This window comes from Alistipes ihumii AP11, assembly GCF_025144665.1.
Taxonomy (GTDB): Bacteria; Bacteroidota; Bacteroidia; order Bacteroidales; family Rikenellaceae; genus Alistipes_A; species Alistipes_A ihumii.
The window spans coordinates 284,780-306,068 of record NZ_CP102294.1 but is presented as its reverse complement, the minus strand read 5'-3'; the positions used below and the strand labels follow the sequence as shown (position 1 = coordinate 306,068).

Annotated in this window: 18 protein-coding genes; 3 read left to right on the top strand and 15 right to left on the bottom strand. The window is 57.2% G+C overall.

Annotation, left to right across the window (positions count from 1 at the left end; translation table 11 throughout):
- Nucleotides 1–4: 4 nt before the first annotated feature.
- From NQ491_RS01275 to ligA, 6 genes are all read right to left on the bottom strand, one after another.
- Complete coding sequence (locus NQ491_RS01275) at nt 5–1,192, bottom strand: clostripain-related cysteine peptidase (RefSeq protein ID WP_019245166.1); 1,188 nt, start codon at nt 1,190–1,192, stop codon at nt 5–7.
- A 121-nt stretch (nt 1,193–1,313) separates the two neighbouring features.
- The gene (locus tag NQ491_RS01270) at nt 1,314–2,093 is read right to left on the bottom strand and encodes a TPM domain-containing protein (protein WP_019245167.1); all 780 of its coding nucleotides are present in this window, start codon (nt 2,091–2,093) and stop codon (nt 1,314–1,316) included.
- Nucleotides 2,094–2,102: 9 nt separating this feature from the next.
- The gene (locus NQ491_RS01265; protein ID WP_019245168.1) at nt 2,103–2,690 is read right to left on the bottom strand and encodes a LemA family protein; all 588 of its coding nucleotides are present in this window, start codon (nt 2,688–2,690) and stop codon (nt 2,103–2,105) included.
- 32 nt (nt 2,691–2,722) lie between these two features.
- Nucleotides 2,723–3,478 (bottom strand): DUF4919 domain-containing protein, encoded by a 756-nt coding sequence (locus tag NQ491_RS01260; protein ID WP_019245169.1) that lies wholly within the window; start codon nt 3,476–3,478, stop codon nt 2,723–2,725.
- Between the two features lie 85 nt (nt 3,479–3,563).
- On the bottom strand, nt 3,564–4,451 hold the full coding sequence (dapA, locus tag NQ491_RS01255) for a 4-hydroxy-tetrahydrodipicolinate synthase (protein WP_026089533.1): 888 nt from the start codon (nt 4,449–4,451) through the stop codon (nt 3,564–3,566).
- A gap of 38 nt (nt 4,452–4,489) precedes the next feature.
- Nucleotides 4,490–6,601: an NAD-dependent DNA ligase LigA gene (gene ligA / locus NQ491_RS01250; protein ID WP_034282691.1), complete on the bottom strand. Its 2,112-nt coding sequence runs from the start codon at nt 6,599–6,601 to the stop codon at nt 4,490–4,492.
- 202 nt (nt 6,602–6,803) lie between these two features.
- On the opposite strand from ligA, the gene NQ491_RS01245 reads away from it, so the two are divergent.
- Nucleotides 6,804–7,118, top strand: a complete 315-nt coding sequence (locus NQ491_RS01245; RefSeq protein WP_034282621.1) for a hypothetical protein — start codon at nt 6,804–6,806, stop codon at nt 7,116–7,118.
- 237 nt (nt 7,119–7,355) lie between these two features.
- On the opposite strand, the gene NQ491_RS01240 is transcribed toward NQ491_RS01245, so the two are convergent.
- From NQ491_RS01240 to NQ491_RS01230, 3 genes are all read right to left on the bottom strand, one after another.
- Nucleotides 7,356–8,165, bottom strand: a complete 810-nt coding sequence (locus tag NQ491_RS01240) for a peptidylprolyl isomerase (RefSeq protein WP_019245174.1) — start codon at nt 8,163–8,165, stop codon at nt 7,356–7,358.
- Between the two features lie 122 nt (nt 8,166–8,287).
- Nucleotides 8,288–9,523, bottom strand: coding sequence for a 6-phosphofructokinase (locus NQ491_RS01235; RefSeq protein ID WP_019245175.1), 1,236 nt, complete (start codon nt 9,521–9,523; stop codon nt 8,288–8,290).
- Between the two features lie 210 nt (nt 9,524–9,733).
- Nucleotides 9,734–10,924 carry an FprA family A-type flavoprotein gene (locus NQ491_RS01230; protein ID WP_034282693.1) on the bottom strand — a complete coding sequence of 397 codons (1,191 nt, stop codon included), beginning with the start codon at nt 10,922–10,924 and terminating at the stop codon, nt 9,734–9,736.
- A 225-nt stretch (nt 10,925–11,149) separates the two neighbouring features.
- Here NQ491_RS01230 and NQ491_RS01225 point away from each other — a divergent pair, with 225 nt between their 5' ends.
- Entirely contained in the window at nt 11,150–11,722 is a 573-nt protein-coding gene (locus NQ491_RS01225) for a DUF4294 domain-containing protein (protein ID WP_019245177.1), read from the top strand.
- Nucleotides 11,723–11,886: 164 nt separating this feature from the next.
- Here the strand turns inward: NQ491_RS01225 and NQ491_RS01220 are convergent, their stop codons facing one another.
- The 6 genes from NQ491_RS01220 to argF all read right to left on the bottom strand — a co-directional run bounded on the left by NQ491_RS01220 (nt 11,887) and on the right by argF (nt 20,226).
- Nucleotides 11,887–13,521, bottom strand: coding sequence for an alpha-L-rhamnosidase-related protein (locus tag NQ491_RS01220; protein ID WP_051012971.1), 1,635 nt, complete (start codon nt 13,519–13,521; stop codon nt 11,887–11,889).
- Between the two features lie 71 nt (nt 13,522–13,592).
- Entirely contained in the window at nt 13,593–15,956 is a 2,364-nt protein-coding gene (locus tag NQ491_RS01215) for an OstA-like protein (protein WP_034282623.1), read from the bottom strand.
- Nucleotides 15,957–15,972: 16 nt separating this feature from the next.
- Nucleotides 15,973–17,370, bottom strand: a complete 1,398-nt coding sequence (locus tag NQ491_RS01210; RefSeq protein ID WP_019245180.1) for a peptidylprolyl isomerase — start codon at nt 17,368–17,370, stop codon at nt 15,973–15,975.
- The gene (locus NQ491_RS01205) at nt 17,357–18,244 is read right to left on the bottom strand and encodes a hypothetical protein (protein WP_019245181.1); all 888 of its coding nucleotides are present in this window, start codon (nt 18,242–18,244) and stop codon (nt 17,357–17,359) included. Before NQ491_RS01205 ends, NQ491_RS01210 begins: the two co-directional genes overlap by 14 nt.
- A gap of 41 nt (nt 18,245–18,285) precedes the next feature.
- A complete protein-coding gene (locus NQ491_RS01200; RefSeq protein WP_019245182.1) occupies nt 18,286–19,170 on the bottom strand; it encodes a CPBP family intramembrane glutamic endopeptidase in 885 nt (294 codons plus the stop codon).
- 51 nt (nt 19,171–19,221) lie between these two features.
- Nucleotides 19,222–20,226: an ornithine carbamoyltransferase gene (gene argF, locus NQ491_RS01195; RefSeq protein WP_019245183.1), complete on the bottom strand. Its 1,005-nt coding sequence runs from the start codon at nt 20,224–20,226 to the stop codon at nt 19,222–19,224.
- Between the two features lie 287 nt (nt 20,227–20,513).
- On the opposite strand from argF, the gene NQ491_RS01190 reads away from it, so the two are divergent.
- A complete protein-coding gene (locus NQ491_RS01190) occupies nt 20,514–21,281 on the top strand; it encodes a ParA family protein (RefSeq protein WP_019245184.1) in 768 nt (255 codons plus the stop codon).
- Nucleotides 21,282–21,289: the final 8 nt, after the last annotated feature.

Here is a 21,289-nt window from a genome sequence, read left to right as displayed (position 1 = left end):
CGGTTCATTGCCCTCCTGCGCCCATCGCCCGGGCCCAAGCCGTCGAGCGATACGCTTCGTTATGCGAAGGCAACCCTGGTTGCGGGATATAAGTGGACAAGCCGCAACACGTCCGCACGTCGAAGAACCCGTAACTGCCGTATTCGACCGCGCTGTATATCCGGTCCGTATAGTCCGAGAAAAGCACCGTCCGGGACAGTTGCTCATCGAAGTCCGTGTACTGAGGAACCGGCACCAGACGGGAATAATAGTCGGCCAGATCGAAAAATTTGTGCGTATGCATCCTCTCGAACGGCTGCACCTCTCCGGCGCTCACATCAGCGAGATTCCCTGCCGACCATACATCGCGGGCAGCGGCGGCCAGTCCATCGAGCTGATCGGCCCGAATCAGGGTAATACTTCCCGACCGGTTGTAGCCCGACTGCGCGCGGTAATAGGCCATAAACTGCCGGCAGACTTCCTCCAGCTGCAACCGCTCGGAGAAAATAAGAGGAATGATTCGGTCATAGGGAAACCCGCTGCCGAGGATTTCGGCCGGCGAGGCGATCAGATAGTGCGCGGCATGGCGCATCTCGTACAAGACTTCCACCCCGCCCATGAAACAGGCATCGAACAGAATGAAATCGAAAGTGAGGCCGTCGGGCAGCGCGGCTACCAGGTCCGGAATTTCCATATGCACGGACGAACCGTTCTCCGTGTCCGCGCCGAAATGCTTCGTCACAGGGTATGCTTCGGTGTCTCTCGGACAGCACAGACCGCTGCTCGTACCGGTCTCCTCTATCCCGGCCGGAATCCACCCCATGCCATGAGACCAAAGAATCAGACCGTACGACTCGGCCGGATATAGCGTCAGCGCACGGTCGACCACCCGTCGGAGCACGGCGGCCGAAGCGGAATTTTCCTTTCCGTAGGTTTCGATCACGCGCTCCGTCCCGTCGCTCTCGATCTTCGACAGACGGGAAGTTCCGTTCGCCTCGTCGATATAGACGAGCAAGTTACCGTCCAATCCCTTCATGGCCGACTTCATATCGTTCAGGTTTTGCAGGGCAAAACGGTACAGATTGTTGTCGGACGCCAGATAAACCAGCACCGTGCGATCTACGTCGGGAGCCGGAAAGTCGTCGTCTTTCTCGCAGGCAAACGTGAAAAAGGCGAGCGTCAGAAGCAACAGGCAACGGTATATTTTTCCCATGACAGTTTCATTACAGCCGAGTGCCGTCGCGCGCCTCCGCGCTTCGGCATACCGATCCTCCGGAGAGATGGTTTCATCCGCAAATATACGAAAATCTTTCCAAGGAAGAGGGCGAAAGGCGCTACCACGAACGACCGGCTCCTCCGCCACCGGAAAGGCCTCCTCCGAACCCGCCGAAACCTCCCGGCCCGAAGCCGCCTCCTCCTCGGTGCGATCCGCCGCCGAGAATGATCGGAGGAATCCAGCCTCCGCCCCGGCTGCCGCTCGATCCTCCCCCGCGACCGCCTCTGCGGCCGGCAAGAATCATAAAAAGAATCAGAGGTATCAGGACGAACAGCACCGCGGCATCGGCTCCGTCCCCGCTCCGTTCGTCGTATTGCTCGGCCGTGAACTCCCCGCGAGAAAGCTGCATCAGCACATCGGCCGTCCGGTCGATCCCTCCGTAGATATCCCCCTCCCGGAACCGGGGAATCATTTCGTTGTCGAGTATCCGTCCCGCCGTAATATCGGGAATGACCCCTTCGAGACCGTATCCGACCGAAATATAGGCCTCGCCTCTCGAACCGGGAACAGACGGTTTGACCAATACCAGAATGCCGTTGTTCTTACCTTCCCGACCGACGCCCCATTTGTCGTGCAACCGTTGCGCGAAATCGGAAGGGGCATAGTCCCCCAGATCGTCGACGGTCACGACGGCGATTTGCGTGGAAGTCTCGCGGTCGAAATCGACCAGTTTCCGCTCGAGCGCCTGCCGTTGGGAGTCGCTCAGCAAGCCTGCGAAATCGTTGACCAACCGGCGCGGAGACATCGGCTCGGGCAAATCCTGAGCCGAAATACCGGCGGGCGCAAGCGCGGCCCAGAACAAGAACATCCGCAAAAAACGCAATATCGGTCGCATCATGCCTTTCGATTAGAATTGCACTTCCGGAGCCTTTTCCGCTCCTTGCTGCGCTTCGAAATAGTTCAGCGAAGCAAAACCGAACATGCCGGCGAGCAAATTGCGCGGGAACATTTTGACATAGGTATTGAACAACTGGGCAGCCTCGTTATACTTGCGGCGCTCGACGGCAATCCGGTTTTCGGTTCCCTCCAGCTGCGTCTGCAAATCGCGGAAGTTCTGACTGGCCTTCAGATCGGGATAGCTTTCCGAAATGGCCATCAGACGGCTCAGTGCCGAGGAAAGCTCGCCCTGAGCCTGAGCGAACCGGGCCATCGCGGCCGCGTCGTTCACGTCGATACGGGTCTGAGTCGCCTGCGCCCGGGCTTCGACAACCTCGCTCAATGTATTTTGCTCGTGAGAGGCGTAGCCTCTCACGGTATTGACCAGATTCGGGATCAGGTCCATTCGGCGCTGATACTGGTTCTCGACATTTCCCAATTGAGCCGTCGCAGCTTCGCGGCGCAACACCATGTCGTTGTAACTGCTCTTGAGCCACGAGTACGTGCCGATGACAAGCACCGCCGCGACAGCCAGGATAATCCACCCTTTTCGTTTCATATGATTTCCGTATTAGTTCGTTGCTTTGCCATTCACTCGACCGTGCGGACTTCGGGAACCACCCTCCTTTTCAGCGGGATTCCGTTGATTTCCCAGCCGTTGCTACGCTTCTCGGGCAATTTGTCGGGTTTGTGCCAATAGATGCGGCCGAAATCGAAATAGTATCCCTTGACGCCTTTCTGCTTGACAAGCGGGGGCATCCATGCCACCGTACGGCTGATCACTTTCTCCTTGCCGGCCGCCAGATTCATGCTGGCAAGCAAGTCTCGGGCATGAGAAAAGTAGAGAACATGCCAGGGCGACTGTTCGCTGAGCCCGCCGCCCGATGACTCGATAGCCGCCAAAATCCCTTTCAGACGGCTGTAATTGATCCGCTCGTTGACCGAGTCCCCGACGGCACCGTAAGCATATACCAGAAAATTAAGCGTGCTCGGATCATACGGTTCGCTGCGCATCACTTCGCGGCCGTACTCGACGATCTTCAGATAATCGGCCTCCGCCAGCGAATCTTTGGCCAGAATGTTCAGTATACGGTCTTTGGCAGCCGGAGTCTCGAAAGGCTTATAACCCGGCTGCCAGGCATAACCGTAGTACAGATGGCGGTAATCCTCGAGCGTCAACGTCGTATCGCCCGACATATAGCGCATATAGATCGCCGGATAGTAATAGGGCGAGCCCTTGTCGATCGTTTCGCGCAGAATCGCGTCGTTGTCCGGCGCTTGCTGAGCGGCGAGCGGAAGGGCGGCGAAAGCCAGCAGGACTCCATACAGTAAGGCCGTACGCTTCATATTTTCCGTGTTTTACTGTTCAAACGGCAAAAGTATAAAAATATTTGACGACGGCGAAACAAAACCCGGAGCCGGGGATTCAGGCTCAGGCCAGCTCGTTCTCCTCGATCAGCCGCGACATTTTCCGTTCGAGCGACTCGGACGCACGGACCAAAGGCAGACGGAGCCGGTTACGAATCAGGCCCATGCAAGAAAGGGCGCACTTGATTCCGACCGGATTTCCCTCCTCGAACAGCGCGTCGATCGCTTCGATCATCTGCATATGCAGCGCGGAAGCCTCGTCGAAGCGACCGTCGAGCGCCTCATGGGCCATCCGGCAGAATTTGCCGGTAAACGCGTTTGCCGCCACCGAAATAATGCCGTCGCCTCCCAGCGCCGCCATCGGAACGGTCAAACTGTCGTCGCCGGAGATCACGGCAAATCCCTCGGGACGGTCTTTCAAAATGTATGCCGCCTGCGACAGGTTGCCGCTCGCCTCCTTGACGCCGATGATGTTTCCGCAATCGTGCGCGAGCCGCAGCACGGTCTGGGCAGTCATGTTCACGCCGGTACGGCCCGGCACGTTATAAAGTACGATCCCGCAAGGCGAGGCTTCGGCCAACGCCTTGTAGTGACGGTAGATTCCTTCCTGCGAAGGCTTATTGTAATAAGGTGTCACCGACAGCACGGCATCGACCCCGTCGAGATTCGCCGAACGGAGGGCCGAAACGACATCGGCCGTCGAATTGCCTCCGAGGCCCGCTATCACGGGCACACGCCCTGCGCTTCTCTCGACGACGAAGCGTAGGATCGCTTCTTTCTCGCTTCCGCTCAGCGCGGGAGTCTCGGCCGTCGTGCCGAGCGCCACCAAATAATCGGCTCCGCCGCCTATCACACGCTCGATCAGTTTGTCCAATGCCGCGAAATCGACCCCGTCTTCGTCGGTAAAGGGCGTGACCAAAGCTACTCCGACCCCCCGAATGTTAGTTTTCATCGTAAAATGTTAATTTTACAGCAAAAATACATATTTTATCAAAACAATGTGCCTTGCTTCACATTATTTTGATCGGAAGCCGCCATTTTATCGACCGATTCTTCCGGAGGCTCCGGGCCCGGCGGGTTTTCTTTGTCTCCGGGAGCGACCGCCGCATCCGGCATATCGCCCGAGAGCATCCGCACGAAGTCTTCCTCGCCGATAATCCGCACGCCCAGTTTGCGCGCCTTGTTCAACTTCGCCGGACCGATACGGTCCCCGGCGAGCAGATAGTCCGTATTGGCTGAAACTCCACTCTGATTTCGGCCGCCGTGCGATTCGATCAATTCCTTGAGCTGATCGCGCGAATGCTCGGAAAAAGTTCCCGAAATGACGAATTTCAGTCCGTCGAGCGCATTGGAAAGCAGTTGCTTCTCCCCGATCTCGAACCGCAAGCCGCTTTCACGCAAGCGGGCCACGATCTTCCGGTTCGCTTCGTCGCGAAAATAATCGACGATGCTGAGCGCGATTTTGTCGCCCACCTCGTCCGCCGCAGCCAGCTCTTCAGGCGTAGCGTTCATCAGTGCATCCATGCTGCGGAAATGCAAGGCGAGATTTTTGGCCGTCGTCTCTCCGACGAACCGGATGCCGATCGCGAACAACACCCGCTGAAAGGGCACATCGCGCGAGGCGTCTATGCTGCGCAGAATGTTATCGGCCGACTTGTCGCCCAATCGGGGCAGATCGACCAGATCCTCGCGCCTGAGCCGGTACAGGTCGGCCACGTCGGAAATCAGCCCCGCGTCATAAAGCAACTGGACGGTTTCGTCTCCCAATCCGTCGATGTTCATCGCCTTGCGGGAAATGAAATGGACCATGCGGCCGACGATCTGCGGAGGACAATGGCTCTGATTCGGACAATAGTGGCGGGCCTCGCCCTCGTACTTGACCAGTTCGGTCCCGCAGCACGGGCAATGCGTGATAAATCGGAAAGGCTCGCTTTGCATCGGGCGCGACGAAAGATCGACTCCCGTTATCTTAGGGATGATCTCGCCCCCCTTTTCCACATACACATGGTCGCCCAGCCGGATATCGAGCAGCGCGATCTGTTCGGCATTGTGCAGCGAGGCGCGCTTGACGACCGTACCGGCCAACAGAACCGGCTCCAGATTGGCTACGGGCGTAATCGCTCCGGTCCTTCCGACCTGAAAATCGACCGACAGCAGCCGAGTCAGCGCCTGCTCGGCCTTGAACTTGTAGGCGACGGCCCAACGCGGCGCCTTGGCCGTATAGCCGAGGCGGTGCTGAAGCGCGAAACTGTCGACCTTGATCACGACGCCGTCGGTTGCGAACGGCAGCTCCTTCCGGGCCTTATCCCAACGACGGATGTACTCGTCGATTTCGTTCATGTCACGGCACAGGGCGATCTGGTCCGAGATTTTGAATCCCCACTCACGGGCCGCCATCAGGCTGTCGTAATGCGTTCCGAACGGCAAGTCGTCGCCGACGAGCGAATAGAGCGTACAGTCGAGCTCGCGCCGGGCCGTCTCGGCCGAGCTCTGCTGCTTGAGCGAACCGGCGGCCGCATTGCGGGGATTGGCGAAAGGCGTCTCGCCTATATCCTCCCGCTCGCGATTCAGTCGCTCGAACGAACGGAAGGGCATCAATATCTCGCCCCGTATCTCGAAATAGGCAGGATAGCCCGCCCCCCGCAACTGCAACGGAACGGAACGTATCGTCCGGACATTGGCCGTCACGTCATCCCCGCGCGTACCGTCGCCGCGCGTCACGGCCCGCAACAGACGGCCGTTCTCGTAAGTCAGGCTGATTGCGGTTCCGTCGAACTTCAGTTCGCATACGTACTCGGCCTCGCCGACCTCCTTGCGAACCCGCGCGTCGAACTCCCTGATCTCGTCGAGCGAGTAGGTGTTGGAAAGCGACAGCATCGGATAGCGGTGCTCGACCGTAGCGAATTCGTTGGTGGAGTCGCTCCCCACGCGCCGGGTCGGCGAGTTGGGATCGTCGAACTCGGGATGGGCCGCCTCCAGCTCCTGCAACTCGCGCAGCAGGGCGTCGAACTCATAGTCTCCGATCAGCGGATCGTTCAGCACGTAGTACCGGTAATTATGCTCGTTGATCTGTCTTCTCAACAGCTCTATTTTCTCGCGCATTTTTTCAACAATTAGGTAGTAAAGGTATTCATTTTGCTCCGAATTCAAAGCCGACCGGCCGATCGAAATCGGCCGTCCGTCCCGCTGCACGCCGCATTTTCGCAAGCCAAATGCCGGATTACGACAAATTTGAGTTTTTTTCCGGGGTTGCTGTTTTGATTACCAAATTTTGCTTATACTTGCAAAAAATTTTTTTGAAGCAATGATTTCCGAAAAGAAGCAAAAGAGAAGGGTAGTAGTCAGTTATAAGAACCTCTCTGCTGAACTTCGCGAAGAAGTGAGGAAAAAATATCCTTTCGGCTACACCGACCATATGATCCGGATCGACAAAGGACCGGGCGACTTTTTTTATGCCATCGTACTCGAGACGGAAGACACCAGCTACCTGATCAAAGTGGATGTGAAAGTCGACGATCAAGTCGAAGAGGAGGAAGACAAGGATTTCTTCGGCGATGAGGAAATTAAGGACGACGAAGGTATCATGGAAAGCGACGTAGCTGACGACAGCGACGAATAGATAGCAATCGGCACAGGCATAGCAAAAGGCGGGTAAGTTTTACCCGCCTTGCTTATTTCGCTTCGCCGGCCATATCCGATCCGCACGAGCCGAGAACCGGCTACCTCGCCCTTCTGTCCCGTCTGCCGGAATCTGCCGCTGCGCCAGCGGGCCCGGAGACACGGAACGCAAGCAGAAACCGGCAGCCCGCCCTCGGCATTTTTCGGCCGTCCGCTCTCCGAACCGACCGGAAACGGCCTACTTCTGAAACACCTTGGTCGACCGGATCACCAGATCGTGCACGGGCCGGTCGCTCGGATCGGTCTCCACGCGAGCCATTCTGTCGATCACGTCGAACCCGTCGACTACTTCGCCGAAAACCGTCAGCGAACCGTCGAGATGGGGCGCTCCGCCGATCGTCCGATACGCTTCGCGCCTCTCTTCCGGAATCCTGTAACGGCCCAGCAGGCTCAACGTATCTTCCACCATGCGCCACGCGCGACGCTCCAGTTCGCCTTCTTCGGCGGCAACCGTCGTCGAACGGCCGCTCAAGCGCTTCTTGAACAGATGAAAAAGCCAATTCCTCCGAATCTCGTTGATCTGCTTTTCTGCTTCGTCCAGCTCCTCGTCCGTCATTCTACGTCCCTGAACGAAGCAGAACTGGGTTCCGGCCGAGGCTCGTTCCGGATTCGTCTCGTCGCCGGCCTTCGCATCGATCAACGCTCCCCGCTTGTTGAAATGCCCGGAACGTATTTCGGCCGGAACCGTATATCCCCCGTCGTTGCCTCCGTAAAGCACGCCGGGTTCCCGTTTCCGACTGTCGGGATCGCCGCCTTGCACGACGAACCCTTCGATCACGCGGTGGAAAAGCACTCCGTCGTAGGCGCCCGAACGGCACAGTCTGATAAAATTGTCCCTGTGAAGCGGCGTATCGCCATACAGCTCTACGGTCACGTCCCCCATTGCGGTGGAGACCGTCACGTACACAGGCTTCGACATATCCAGCGGCTTGTCCGCACAAGCCGCAAAAAGCGGTCCGATCAGCAAAGAAAGCCATATCGTTCTCATAAGGATTGTATTTAGTATGAGCGTATATTTCGCTCCGGCGCGGCGGCCGGACCGAGTCCGGATTCAAACAACGGGAGCGGCCTCCCGATGAAGCCGCCCCCGGATCGTTTCTCTCGAAAGATTTATTTATCCCACTCCAGAATCTTACGGAAGTCGTAAACCGCCGGATCGGCCACGTACTTCTTGGCGGCCTCGTAGTCGGCAGGAGTGATATAGTTCAGGATATTGTCTACGACCATCTTGAACTTGTCCGAACGGATGTCGACCAAACGGGGCGGAATCTTGCCCGTCTCGGGGTCCTGCAGATCTTTGAGATAGAGCGGTGAGATTTCCCCGGCCGGATCGGCATAGACCATGCAGCCCGTCTTGCCCTCGCTGAACAACTTGTAGGTTCCCATCCCCAGCAGGGAGCAGTAAACCAGGTCGTAAGCTACCGGCGTCTGGCAACGGACCTCGTATCCGATCTCGACCGGACGCGACTTGACCTTGATTTTCAGCTCGGCGAGCTTCTTCTCGAGCATTTCGTTGAAGATATGCGCCTTGGACACCTTGCCGAGCTCGGGATGCCCGTGATCGTCATAGGAGAAGTGGATACCCGACTTCTTGATCTCGGCATCGCTCAGCGAATGGAATACGCCCTCGGAAATCATCGCGGCACCGTAATCGATTCCCATGATCTTGCGCTTGATGATCGACGATACGACCAAATTGACGATCTTCTCGACGGTGATCTCCGTTTTGTTGAACATTTCGGGAATCACGATCATCGGATAATGGCAGGCCGTGCCGATACCGAAAGCGAGATGTCCGGCCGAACGTCCCATAGCAGCCACGACGAACCAGTTGCCGCTCGTGCGGGCATCGGTATAGACCGTGCGGCCGATGATCGACCCCATGTCCTTGGCCGACTGGTAACCGAACGTAGGCGAGCCGGCCGGAAGCGGCAGGTCGTTGTCGATCGTTTTGGGAACATGAATATTGGCGATCGGATATTTTTTGGCCTCGAGGAACTTGGCGATGCGGTTGGCCGTCGACGCCGTATCGTCGCCCCCGACGGTGACGAGCAGTTTGATGTTATTCTTGACGAACAGGTCCAGATTGAAATCCTCCTCGAAGTTCTTGTCCGTCGGTTTGAAGCGGCTCATCGTCAGGAACGATCCGCCCCGGTTGAAAATATCGTCCGCCAACAGGAAATCGATCTCCGTAATACGCGGATTCTTCGTAAACAGGCTCGAATATCCGCAGTGCAGGCCCAGCACGCGATAGCCCTTCTCGAGGAAAGTCTTCGCCACGCTGCCCACAACGGTATTCATCCCGGGGGCGGGACCGCCGCCCGTCAAAATTGCAATTGCATCCATCTTCGCTTACTTTAAAGTTTAAGTTCGTTAGCACACCCGCGAAAACCGCCGAAACGGCCTCGGGCGATCCAAAAATACGATTTATTTTTAATATTTTTTAACAATCGGCCGCTTTTTTACCCGTTGCTGCGCTAAAAATACCGGCATCCGCAAATCCGGCTACACGTTCGGCGCCACCCACGCATACGGAAACCAAGGGCAGACGGTCATCTATTTTTTCAGCCTGCACGCCATGGCATCGGCCAACGCATCGCATGCCGCGTATTTTTCGCAGGTCGGTCGGCCGAGGATCTCGGCCGACGGAGCGACCGTCTCCCACCCTATCTGTTCGGCGAATGCGTTCAGGTTCTTTACGCCGCCGCCGTTCCAACTATACGTTCCGAACACGCCTAACAGCCTGTCTTTCGGGCCGGCATGCAGCAGATCGCGGGTCAGGTTCTCCATGAGCGGGAACATCTGCGTGTTGTAGGCGCAACTGCCCAGCAGCACGCCCCGGCAGCGCCATATCTCGCTGATAAGATAGGATACGTGCGTCTTCGACACATCGTAAACCCGAATGTCCCGTACTCCGGCCTCGGCGATCCGGCGGGCGACATGATCGGCCATCTGCGCCGTATTGCCGTACATCGACGCATAGATCACGACGGCGGCATCGTCCGCCTCGTAGCGGCTCCAGCGATCGTACAGGCCGATCACGCGGGCCGGATCGCTGCGCCATACCAGTCCGTGAAGCGGACAGATCGCGCCGATCCGCGCCGAGGAAAGCTTCGCGAGCGCCTTCTGAACCATTCCGCTGTACTTCCCGACGATATTCGAGTAATAGCGGCGCATCTCGCTTTCGTAGCGGGCGAAATCGACTTGGTCGTCGAATACGCCGCCGTCCGTCGCGCCGAACATGCCGAAAGCGTCGCCCGAGAAAAGCACGCCGTCGGTCGTATCGTAGCTCATCATCGTCTCGGGCCAGTGCACCCAAGGCGTAAAGACGAACTTCAGATTATGATACCCCAGCGAAAGCGTGTCGCCGTCCTTGACCTCGACCAGATTGGGCAGCTTGCCGAAGTAGGCTTCCAGAACGCGGAAAGTTTTCGCATTGCCCACGATCCGCACGTCGGGATATTGGCGGATCAGGTTCTCGATCTCGCCCGAATGGTCGAGCTCCATGTGATGAATGACCAGATAGTCGAGCGGGCGTCCCTCGAGCGTATCGGCCAGCCAGTCCAGATAGCTGCGGTCGCTACCGCTCTCGACGGTATCCATCAGGGCGCACTTCTCGTCCTTGATCAGGTATGAATTGTACGAGACGCCCTCGGGCAGAGGCCACATGTTCTCGAAAAGATGCTTCCGTCTGTCATAGACTCCGGTCCAGTAAATTCTCTCGCTCAGTTTTTGTCCACAGTACATACGCGATACGTTTTGAATGAATGCCGAGACCGTCAGCGGCCCCGACGACATGGCAAACGCTCAGCGGACTCCCGCCCGCAAGCGAGCAGAAACCGTCCCGCAGAGGCCCGGGAGCCTTCGTCGCAACAATTCTGCCGTCCCGCCCGTTTATAGAACGGCGGACACGGTCTCGCGTCGCCATTTTTAATTACCTTTGCAAAGGTACGAATTATTTGGGAATCGGGTATGAAGAAAGCGATACTCATCGCGATACTCCTGTTGGCCGCCGCACGGCCTTCGTCGGCTCAGGCTCTGACCGAGTACGGGCAGGCGAGGAATGTCGTTATCGACGGTGATACCGTCGTGCTGATACAGCTCAGTCCCTCTTTCGTATTCCGGAAAGCGGTCGACACGCGGCGCTTCGCGCGCCTGATATACAACCTCAAGCGGGTCTACCCGATCGCCAAAGAGGCCAACGCGACGCTCCACGCGATGGAAGCCCATATGGAAACGCTGGCGACCAAGCGGGAGAAGCAGATTTTCGTCAAGGAGATGGAGCGGGCGCTGAAAAAGAAATACACGCCCGTGCTGAAAAAGATGACCCTCTCGCAAGGCAAACTGCTGATCAAGTTGATCGACCGGGAGACGGACCAGACCTCCTACGAACTGGTCAAGGAACTCCGGGGCGGCTTTCGCGCGTTTTTCTGGCAAAGCATCGCACGGCTGTTCGGCGCCAACCTCAAGGACACGTACGACAAGGAAGGCGAAGACATGATGGTCGAGGAACTGATCAGGCTGTACGAGGCCGGGCTTCTCTGAGCAAGAAACTCTCTCTCGAACCGGAGACGGTTTTCGTATAAAGAGGAAAAGCCGACCGGCACGCCTGCAAACCCGGAGCGTACGCGACAACAGACCGGCCGCACGTGTCACGGACAGACACGGACCGACCAGCATATCGCCGGAACACGTATCGGCAGAAACTCCTATTTCTGAAATATATCCGCGTACTTATTGATGAAGTACACCGGCGTACAGCTCCATGCATGGCAATAGCTGTTGACCGGGAAGAAGTTGTAAGGCGACTTGAAATGGTCCGTCGGATCGTATACCTCCCAGAACGTATCGGCACCCAAAGCGGCCATTCCGCCCCAGTATTCCGTCAGTCTCCGCCGGGCTTCGTCGTTCATGCCGCATCGGATCATCGCCTCGATCAGATAATGATAGGCATAAGGCGATCCGGGATAGCACGCATCCGGGTCGGCCAATACGGTACGCAACGCGCGCTCCCCTTCCCGAGGCGACAACGTGCCGGAAAGAATCATCCACACCTGTCCCAGATACGAGCGCTGACGGTCCGGACCCGAAACGACGACGCCTTCGAGACGGTCATAGAAAACTCGACGGGAAGCCGCCTTCATTCGGGATACGATCCGGGGCCAACCGGCCACCTCGCTCTCGCGTCCCAGCAGCTTGGCCAATTCATAGCTCTGCTCTATGGCGAAAGTCATCAGGCCCTGCATCGGAGCATGCCGGTTCAGGTCGTCCTTCCAGTCGAACACCAGCCACCAGGCCGGCTGCTTCTCCATATCGTACACATCGTCCCGCAGATAGGTCATCGCATGCTCCACCTGCCGGACCACGACCGGCCACAACGCCTCGGCCGTCGCCCTGTCGCCCGTAGCATTCAGATACTCGTAAAGCGTCACGCCGTACAGCAGACTGTAATCCATGCAGTGCTGCCCGGTCTGGGGATGCGGCTCCGGATACTCGAATACCGTGGCGTGCAACAACCCCTCCTCGTCGGCCAAAGCGGCGAGCAGATAGAGGCAGCGGCGCGTCAGGCCGTGATTCCGGAACGAATACGTATTGGCCAGCGATTCCAGGTAAAGGTCCCCGATCCAAAGCCGCCGGTCGCGCTTGGGCCCGTCTTCGTACACGGTCTGCATGCACTCGGCGAGCGTGGCCAGCCCGATGCGGTTGATCCGGACGATCGTCGGGTCGGCGGTCGAAGCCAGCGGCTTCGGCTCGCCCGATGCCGAAGTGACGGACCGGAACCGCATGCCGGTCACGGCGAAATCGAACGAGGACCAAGCCAACAACTCGATTTTCACATAGCGGAACGCCACCCGGCGAGAGAGTTCGACCGTCGCAGGCGCGTCCATGACGGTCACCACCTCGTCCTGCAGCCAAGCCCGGCTCAGCCCGCCGGGGTACGGATCGAAAGGCGTGTTCAGCTCCGCAGGAACCTCGGCGAACGTCAGCCGGAAGCGCAGCGGGGCATCCGCATCGGCGCTCAGCCGTCCTATGTCGAAAGAGAAATAGCCGGTCATATGTCGTCCGAAATCGACGATTACTTCCTTACGCTCCTTGAAAGAGTGCCCGTAGAGGGAGTCCATGTCGCCCGCCGGAATCATCCGCCACCCCTGAAAAGCCCCGGTATCCCGAACGCTTTCGACCAGACCGACCGGAGTCTCTATCCGTTCGGTCAAAGGGGGAATGCTTTCCGCAGCCTCACGCAGCCAAGTATCCCGTTCGGAAGCGAACCATGCCCGTTGAGCGCCGGCCGTCGTCGCGACCAGCAGCGCCATCGCCCAAAGCGACTGTCGTATCATGCTCATAATTCTGAATTGTTATGGACAGCAAAGGCCTGTTCCCGAGGGACAGGCCTAACAAAGATAGCTTTTTGACTTCAATTTCCCAACGAGCGGACGAATTCCTCGGCTTCGGGGGTGATCCGGCGGTCCGTGCGATCGTTCCACCCTTCGGAGGAGAGACGCTTGCGCGCCTCATCGATTGCTCCGGTGATCGGATAAGTCGGCTTCGGCATACTTTCGTAGCGCTCGCGCTGGGAAGGCTTCACCGAGCGGTCGAACACATCCTGTTTGGCCGGTCTCCGCACGGCCTCCCACCGGAAGCCCTTCATGACGAGCGGCTGGGTCTCGGGAATCTTGTCCATCGGATAGATCGTATAGGACGGCTTTCCCTTATAGACGATCTGATCGAGTTGCCTGTCGATGAAATGGAATGTGATGTCGGCGCATTCCGCGACGAGAAAACCGTTGACATAACGGTCGGTACTGTCGCCGTCCTCCATGAAATAGTAGGTCTGTCCGTTTCCGTTCACATCCATCTTGTATATTTCGCCCTTTCGGAAATAGGCCTCCATGACCTTTCCCTTCACCTGATTGTAATACCGCTCGGGCTCCACCTCCGAGCACATCAGCGGTTCGCCCGTAAAAACGGCCTTGTCGATCGTCTGATTCTTGGTAAATATGTCGACGACTTGCGAAGTAATCTGATTCTGCTCGCTCCACAGCACCGGATCGACGTACATATGAATGGTCGAGTCGGCCGAAAAGGCGACCAGCGAGTCGCACACGGCCTGAAAGTCGGTACGATAAGTACGGACCTTGTTGTACGCCCTGATAATCCGGACCAGCGAATCGCCGGCCTGCGGCTGTACGGAATCCGAGGCGATCTCTTCCCGGGACGAAAGAGAATCCGCGGCACGCAGGGACGAATCGGCAGCCAGCGCAATCGAGTCCCGTCGGGCCTGAGCGGCCGAATCGAGCGCATGCAAAGCGAGCGTGTCGGCGCTCGTCGATTTGCCCTTGGCAAAGCGCCGGGCCAACTCGCGACGCTGACGCTGTTCCTCCTTCTCCCGGATTTTCTCGGCCTCCAAACGGGCCTTTTCCCTTTGTGCCTTGATTTTTTCTTTGATACGGACCGCGCGCTCCTCCCGTTTCTGTTTCTTGGCCTGCTCTTTTTCATAACGGAGACGGGCCGTCTCCAGTTTCTTGAGCTCTTTCTCCGTCAACGGGCGCCCCACGCTGTCGGCAGGCTGAGCGGACTGAAGCGAGTCGACGGCCATGACCGATCCGGTCGAATCGGCCTCCGAAGAAACTTCGGCCGAAACCTCCGCCTCGTTCTGCTCCTGACGCTTTGCCGCAGGCCCGGTCAAGGGCTCCTGAGGCAGACCCGGACCTGCGCCCAAGCTGTCGCGGGCCCGACCGGAAACGTTTCTGCCGGACCCGGGTCTATGCCGGACCAGCGAGTCGCTCGCCGAAGAATCGGCAGCGGCCGTCAGCGAGTCTTTCGGCGGAGCGAAACGATTGACCGTATAGAGAAAAATCGAATCGGCCCGCATGAAAACCGTATCGGCCTGCTCGCCCTCGTCGTATCCCGCGACTACCGGATCGCGAGTCAGCAGCGCCTTGCGCTCATTACCCCAATATCGGGCGTAATCGCCGAAAGCGAGTGCGCGCTGCTGCTCGTCGACGATCTGCACATTGCTGAGCATCAAGGCATCCTGAGACCCGGGGCGATATACGATCGTATCGGCCCACATCTGCTGGGTCTCGGTCATGATATACGAGCGATCGGTAAACGTATACCGGTCGTCGCGCCGGTCGTAAATGCCCCGGTATGCCGTCAGAAACTCGTTCTGCGCGTTCCAGATATATGAAAGCGTATGAAACGACGCGATCTCGGTATTCATGTTGTATGAAACCGAGTCCGACTCCATCACGTAGTCCGGATTGCGCATCTCGACGTTCCTCACGCCGACCAGATCGCGCGTATCGACGTAATAGTACCCGTCGGAAGACTCCATCAGATTGTCCTTCTGCGACATGGTCCCCCCGCCCCAGTAATGGCCCACGTTGGTCAGCGTATTGAACGAGAAGTGGTAGGTATACAGCGTGGCGTCCTTGTCGATCATCTTGATCAGCGGCGAGTAGATATGCGCCTCGTTCGACAGGCCGTCGTAATCGGCCTTGTCTCCGAAAATGAACGTGCTGTCCTTGTTGACCACGACATTCTTGTAACAGTCCATCCGCCGGTCGTTATAGCGAATTGCGCTGTCGCAGGTAATCACGGCTCCGTTGTGGTGAAAGACTACATGGCCGACCAACAGCAAAGCCGTCGAATCGCCCACCTTGAGGCTCGACATCACGTCGGCGCGGAAATCGACCGCCGCCGGAGACTGGGCCCGAAGAACGAGCATGCCTGCGGCCGCCGCGGCCAACAATAGAATAAGAAGACGGCGAATCATGCGAACTTCCGGCAGGCTATTTCAATAAGAACGAATGCTCGAACTCGCAGTCTTTGAAATCCTCGTCGATCCGGATATACATACCGTCGACCTTCGACTTCAGCCACCGGACGAACTCTCTCTCCTGCTTGACGGCCAGAGCGAGCTTCTCCAACTGTACGTAATCTTCCTTGATATTGGCCGGATGAGCGGGAATAACCTCTTTGAGCTTGACAACCTTGCAAAGCGTCCGTTGCCTGTAGTCCTGCGTGGTGTAAGGTTTCGACACGCCGTCTATCTCCAACTTTTCGAGCGCCCGGAAATCGTCCGGATTCAGGTAGTCCTTGTAAAACTTGACCGAAGCCTCCGTCGGATCGCCGTAGTTCATGATCTCCAGCTGTTCCAGATTCGAGGCGAGCCCCCCGTTCTGCTTGGAATACTTGTCCTGCGAATATTTCATGGCGGCTTCCTCGAACGTGATCGTACCGTCCACGATCTGCCTTTGCACGCTGTCGAGCACGTTGTAGGGCTCTTCCATATCCATGTCGGTATACTGAGGCTTGAGCAGAATATGACGGGCATGGTACTGACTGCCTATCTTTTCTATCAACTGAATCAGGTGAAACCCGTAATCGGTCTCGACAACGCCCGACACCTGCCCCGGCTTGAGTTTCATCATGGCCTCGGCAAACTCGGGAACGAGCATCTCCTTGGTCATTAACCCCAGATCCCCGCCCCGGATCGCCGACTGCGGGTCTTCGGAGTAGGTTCTGGCAAGCATATCGAACTTGTCGCCGTTGATAATCCGCTCCCTAAGTTCCAGCAAACGCTCCTGCGCCCGAAGCTTCGCCTCGTCGGCATTGCTCGGATAACGCACGATCTGCGCAAACACATACTGCTCGGGAATGATAGGCACGCTGTCCTTGGACATGCCTTTGACGAACTTTTCCACCTCGCCGGGCGTGACGTGCACCTTATCCTTGATCGTACGCTCCATTTCGCTGGCATAGGCTCCCTCCTCGATCGTCTCGCGCAACTCTTCTCTGATATTGAATATCGGCTTATGATAGTACATCTCGAGCGCCGCGACCGATCCCCGTTCCAGAATCTGCTCGTCCACGAGCTGCTGCACGCGTTCGGCGACACGGTCCATAGGGACCGTCAGCGAGTCGATCTGAGACTGGTTGTAGAGCAGCTTTTGGATAATCAGGTGCTCCAGTGCCTCGCAACGCGGATCGCGCTGCGAGGTGTAGCCCTGCTGCTTGCTCTGTTCGACCAAAGCCTTACCATATCGCTCCACCTCGGAATAAAGTACCACCGACTGACCGACAACGGCCACCACCTTGTCCGCCGTAAACTTGTCCTGAGCGTTGCTGCCCGAAACCGCGCAGGCGAACAAACCGGCCGTCGCGGCCACCCATTTACTGAATATCATCGCTATCGTCTGTTTTTACATTCACTATTATTTCCTTATTCTCCATCGCGTGCCGGTAGAGGCTGTCTTCATGCGCCCGCACGATCTCTTCCTTTCTCTGATTGAAAATCACCCGGCGGATCAGATCCTGCACGCTCTCCTGAGGAGCCCGGTCTCCGGGCCGCCGGAACACCAGAATCCGCACGTAATATACGTCGGAGGAAGTCTCCATTTCGCTGACCCGGTCGGTTGTCAGCAAATCGTCGTAATTTTCCGTCCTGTCGGTCGGAAGCAGGGAGAGCAACGTGGAAAAATCGGTCCAGCCGTTGAGCTCCGTCAACTCGAAATTGTTCTTGACGCAAAGGTCCACCAGATCCTGATAACGGTCTTCGCCCGAAGCCATCATCAGCTCCTTGATCTTGTTTTTCGGACCGTAGCTGCGGGGGAGCCGCACGACGCGCGCCTTGAGCAGCGTCTTGTCGAGCACGAAGTCGGCCTGATTCTTCCGGTAGTACTCGCCGATCTGAGAATCCGTGAACAGCGTATCGATCAGCTTGTCGACATAATATTGGTCGACTTTATGAGTCAGCAGCGAATTGCGGTACTCCTCGACCATACGGTCGATGTCCTGCTGACTGCTCTCGAACATGCGCTCCGCTTCCTGAATCTTCAACTGCATCTTCACCCAGCGATCGACATAGGAGCCGAGTATCTTCACGCTGTCCTCCGGCGCCATGTCCGGAGTGAAGATGAACGAAAGATCGTGGACGTACAGCTTCTCGCCGCCTACCTCGGCCAGCACCTTGTCGCCTCCGGCGAAAGGATTCGCAAAACGCTTGCACGACACCGGTATCGTCACCATCAGAAGAAGCGCTATTTTCAGGATCGACCTCATATTTTCCGTCGCAAAGATATGATCTTCTGCGTTAACAACGACTAAAGTCCGTTTATATTATCGTCAGACGAGGAAACTTTCTCCCTTCCGGTCGCTTCCTCTCGGTCGGCCGAGCCGACGAAACGCCCCGCCTTGTCCCGGGACAGGGTCCGCACGATCGTAATCAAGGCTACCACGAAAACCGCACAGGCCAAAGCGTACACGATATAATAAATCGTATCGTTACCGATCATCTGGCGGGTCGACACGATCCGCTCCCCGCTCAGCACCCATGAAAAATACGAGATGGCATTGTTGATCATATGGATCAGAATGACCGGCACCAGCGATCCGGAACGATAGTAAATGAACCCGAGCACGATTCCGACGAAAAAAGCATTGATTACCTGCTGCGGTATGATATGCACGATTCCGAAAACGCAGGCCCCGATCAGAATGCCCCGCAGCGGGCCGAGCTTTTCGGTCAGCGAGTCCTGCACGATACCCCGGAAAAGAATTTCCTCCAAAACGGGGGCCAGCACGATCGACGTGAGCATCATCCAGCCGCCGAGTCCCATCTGCCGGTTAAGCAACTCGAGCATTCCCTTGGGCATCCAGTCGACGAGCGGCTCGACCACCAGCGAGGTGGCGATCGTCATCACGAGTCCCCACAAGACGACCGCAGGATCGACCCGTCGGACTCCGAAACGAAGCAGCTTGGTCCCGCGTGCCGTCCGATGGCGCCTGACCCAAAGCGCGTACAATATGGTCACGGCGAATTGAACGCCGTAACAGACAAATGCGCTGAATCCTTCCGAAACGCTCCCCGTGCGCACCAACAAAACGCCCAGCATATTGCACAAAACCGTCGCGGCGACGAAAACGCCCAGCAACGCCAGCATGTCGCTCCACGTCGGATAGATTCCGTATTTGCTTTCAGCCCTCATGTAATCTCACGAATGATTCGACGGAACAGCCAATTCCGTGCCTGTTTGATTTCAGTATTCGCCCCCGAGCGTCGCGACCATCACGGCCTTGATCGTGTGCATCCGGTTCTCGGCCTGATCGAAAACGATCGAGGCATCCGACTCGAAGACCTCCTCGGTCACTTCCATTTCGGTCAGACCGAATTTTTCGAATATGTCCTTGCCGACCTTGGTTTCCAGATTGTGAAACGCCGGAAGGCAATGCATGAATTTGGCTCCGGGATTATGCGTGGCCTCCATCACGGCCCCGTTGACCTGATACGGCCGAAGCAAATCGATCCGACGCTGCCACATTTCGTCGGGCTCCCCCATCGAAACCCATACGTCGGTATAGACGAAATCGCATCCGTCGACGCCGGCGACCAGATCGTCCGTCACGGCGATCTTCCCTCCGCTCTGCCCGGCCAGCGTCCGGCACTGCCTTACCAGCGAAGCATCGGGAGCGCACTCGACGGGCGAGACCGCCCGGAAGTCCATCCCCATCTTGGCCGAGGCCACCATCAGCGAATTGGCCACATTGTTGTGCGCGTCGCCCAAAAAACAGATTTTCCATTCCGAGAGCGGCTTCTGCGTATGCTCGCGCATCGTCATCATATCCGCCAGAGCCTGCGTCGGATGAAATTCGTTGGTCAGGCCGTTCCATACGGGCACGCCCGAGTATTCCGCCAGCGTATGCACGATACGCTGGGCGAACCCTCTGTATTCGATCCCGTCGTACATGCGTCCCAACACCCGGGCCGTATCTTTGATGGACTCCTTCTTGCCTACCTGAGAGCCGGTCGGTCCCAGATAGGTCACTCGCGCGCCCTGATCGTAAGCGGCCACTTCGAAAGAGCATCGCGTACGGGTCGAATCCTTCTCGAACAGCAGCACGATGTTCTTGCCCTGCAGCGTCTTTCTTTCCCGACCGGTATACTTGTCGTTCTTCAGCCGAACGGCCAGCTCCAGCAAATACCCGATCTCTTCGGCGGAGAAATCGAGCAGGGTCAGCAAACTTCTCTTGCTCAGATCAACCATTCCTATGATTTTTTACATTTCTTCTTTTTACTGTGGCGAACCGGTTTCCGCTTTCGTCAGTCGCAGAAAAGCCCGTTCCGGGTTCAAAGATAAAAACTTTAATCCATAAATCATTGCGCGCGGGCACATATCGTACCGATTCGGGGAAAGCGGCGAAACCCGGCCTGAGAAATTGCGAAATTTTACCTATCTTGCACCGGATTTCCCGGTTGCCGGAAACGTCCGCATCTCGGGTCTTTCGAAACGATACGCACTGAAGATCAAGACCGTTAAAGCACAACCTCGCTATGGGAAAAATCGTTGCACTGGCCAATCAGAAAGGAGGCGTCGGGAAAACGACGACAGCCATCAACCTGGCGGCAAGCATGGCCGTACTCGGCAAAAAGATTCTGCTTGTCGATGCCGATCCGCAAGCCAACGCCACGTCGGGCCTCGGACTGGACATCAACGGCCGGAGCATATACGACTGCATCACGGGCGAAGCGCAGCCCGAGGACGTAATCCAAGCTTTCGCCGACATAAAGAAGCTGGACATCCTACCGTCGAGCATCAATCTGGTCGGAGCCGAAACCGAACTGCTCGAAATCGAGGACGGACAAAAGCGGATGCGAAACCTGCTCGCCCCTCTGCGCCAGCGTTACGACTTCATTCTGATCGACTGCTCCCCTTCGCTCGGACTCGTTACGCTCAACGCGCTGGTCGCGGCCGACAGCGTACTGATCCCTGTCCAGTGCGAGTATTTCGCGCTGGAAGGTCTCGGCAAGCTGCTCAACACGATCCGCATGACCCAATCGAAGCTGAATCCCCAGCTGCAGATCGAAGGCTTTCTGCTGACCATGTACGACGCCCGTTTGAGACTGGCCAACCAGGTAGCCGGCGAGGTGCGCGAACACTTCGGCGATCTGGCGTTCCAAACGATCATCCAGCGCAACACGAGACTCTCCGAAGCACCCAGCTTCGGGAAACCGGCGCTATTGTACGACGCATCCTCGTCGGGCAGCGTCAACTATCTGAATCTGGCCAAAGAATTCATCAAGAAAAACCGAAAAAAATAACGGAACCC

Excerpts from the sequence above, each read along its gene's own strand:
- NQ491_RS01275 (WP_019245166.1), bottom strand. The coding sequence starts at position 1,192 with ATGGGAAAAATATACCGTTGCCTGTTGCTTCTGACGCTCGCCTTTTTC.
- NQ491_RS01270 (WP_019245167.1), bottom strand. The coding sequence starts at position 2,093 with ATGATGCGACCGATATTGCGTTTTTTGCGGATGTTCTTGTTCTGGGCC.
- NQ491_RS01265 (WP_019245168.1), bottom strand. The coding sequence starts at position 2,690 with ATGAAACGAAAAGGGTGGATTATCCTGGCTGTCGCGGCGGTGCTTGTC.
- NQ491_RS01260 (WP_019245169.1), bottom strand. The coding sequence starts at position 3,478 with ATGAAGCGTACGGCCTTACTGTATGGAGTCCTGCTGGCTTTCGCCGCC.
- dapA (WP_026089533.1), bottom strand. The coding sequence starts at position 4,451 with ATGAAAACTAACATTCGGGGGGTCGGAGTAGCTTTGGTCACGCCCTTT.
- ligA (WP_034282691.1), bottom strand. The coding sequence starts at position 6,601 with ATGCGCGAGAAAATAGAGCTGTTGAGAAGACAGATCAACGAGCATAAT.
- NQ491_RS01245 (WP_034282621.1), top strand. The coding sequence starts at position 6,804 with ATGATTTCCGAAAAGAAGCAAAAGAGAAGGGTAGTAGTCAGTTATAAG.
- NQ491_RS01240 (WP_019245174.1), bottom strand. The coding sequence starts at position 8,165 with ATGAGAACGATATGGCTTTCTTTGCTGATCGGACCGCTTTTTGCGGCT.
- NQ491_RS01235 (WP_019245175.1), bottom strand. The coding sequence starts at position 9,523 with ATGGATGCAATTGCAATTTTGACGGGCGGCGGTCCCGCCCCCGGGATG.
- NQ491_RS01230 (WP_034282693.1), bottom strand. The coding sequence starts at position 10,924 with ATGTACTGTGGACAAAAACTGAGCGAGAGAATTTACTGGACCGGAGTC.
- NQ491_RS01225 (WP_019245177.1), top strand. The coding sequence starts at position 11,150 with ATGAAGAAAGCGATACTCATCGCGATACTCCTGTTGGCCGCCGCACGG.
- NQ491_RS01220 (WP_051012971.1), bottom strand. The coding sequence starts at position 13,521 with ATGAGCATGATACGACAGTCGCTTTGGGCGATGGCGCTGCTGGTCGCG.
- NQ491_RS01215 (WP_034282623.1), bottom strand. The coding sequence starts at position 15,956 with ATGATTCGCCGTCTTCTTATTCTATTGTTGGCCGCGGCGGCCGCAGGC.
- NQ491_RS01210 (WP_019245180.1), bottom strand. The coding sequence starts at position 17,370 with ATGATATTCAGTAAATGGGTGGCCGCGACGGCCGGTTTGTTCGCCTGC.
- NQ491_RS01205 (WP_019245181.1), bottom strand. The coding sequence starts at position 18,244 with ATGAGGTCGATCCTGAAAATAGCGCTTCTTCTGATGGTGACGATACCG.
- NQ491_RS01200 (WP_019245182.1), bottom strand. The coding sequence starts at position 19,170 with ATGAGGGCTGAAAGCAAATACGGAATCTATCCGACGTGGAGCGACATG.
- argF (WP_019245183.1), bottom strand. The coding sequence starts at position 20,226 with ATGGTTGATCTGAGCAAGAGAAGTTTGCTGACCCTGCTCGATTTCTCC.
- NQ491_RS01190 (WP_019245184.1), top strand. The coding sequence starts at position 20,514 with ATGGGAAAAATCGTTGCACTGGCCAATCAGAAAGGAGGCGTCGGGAAA.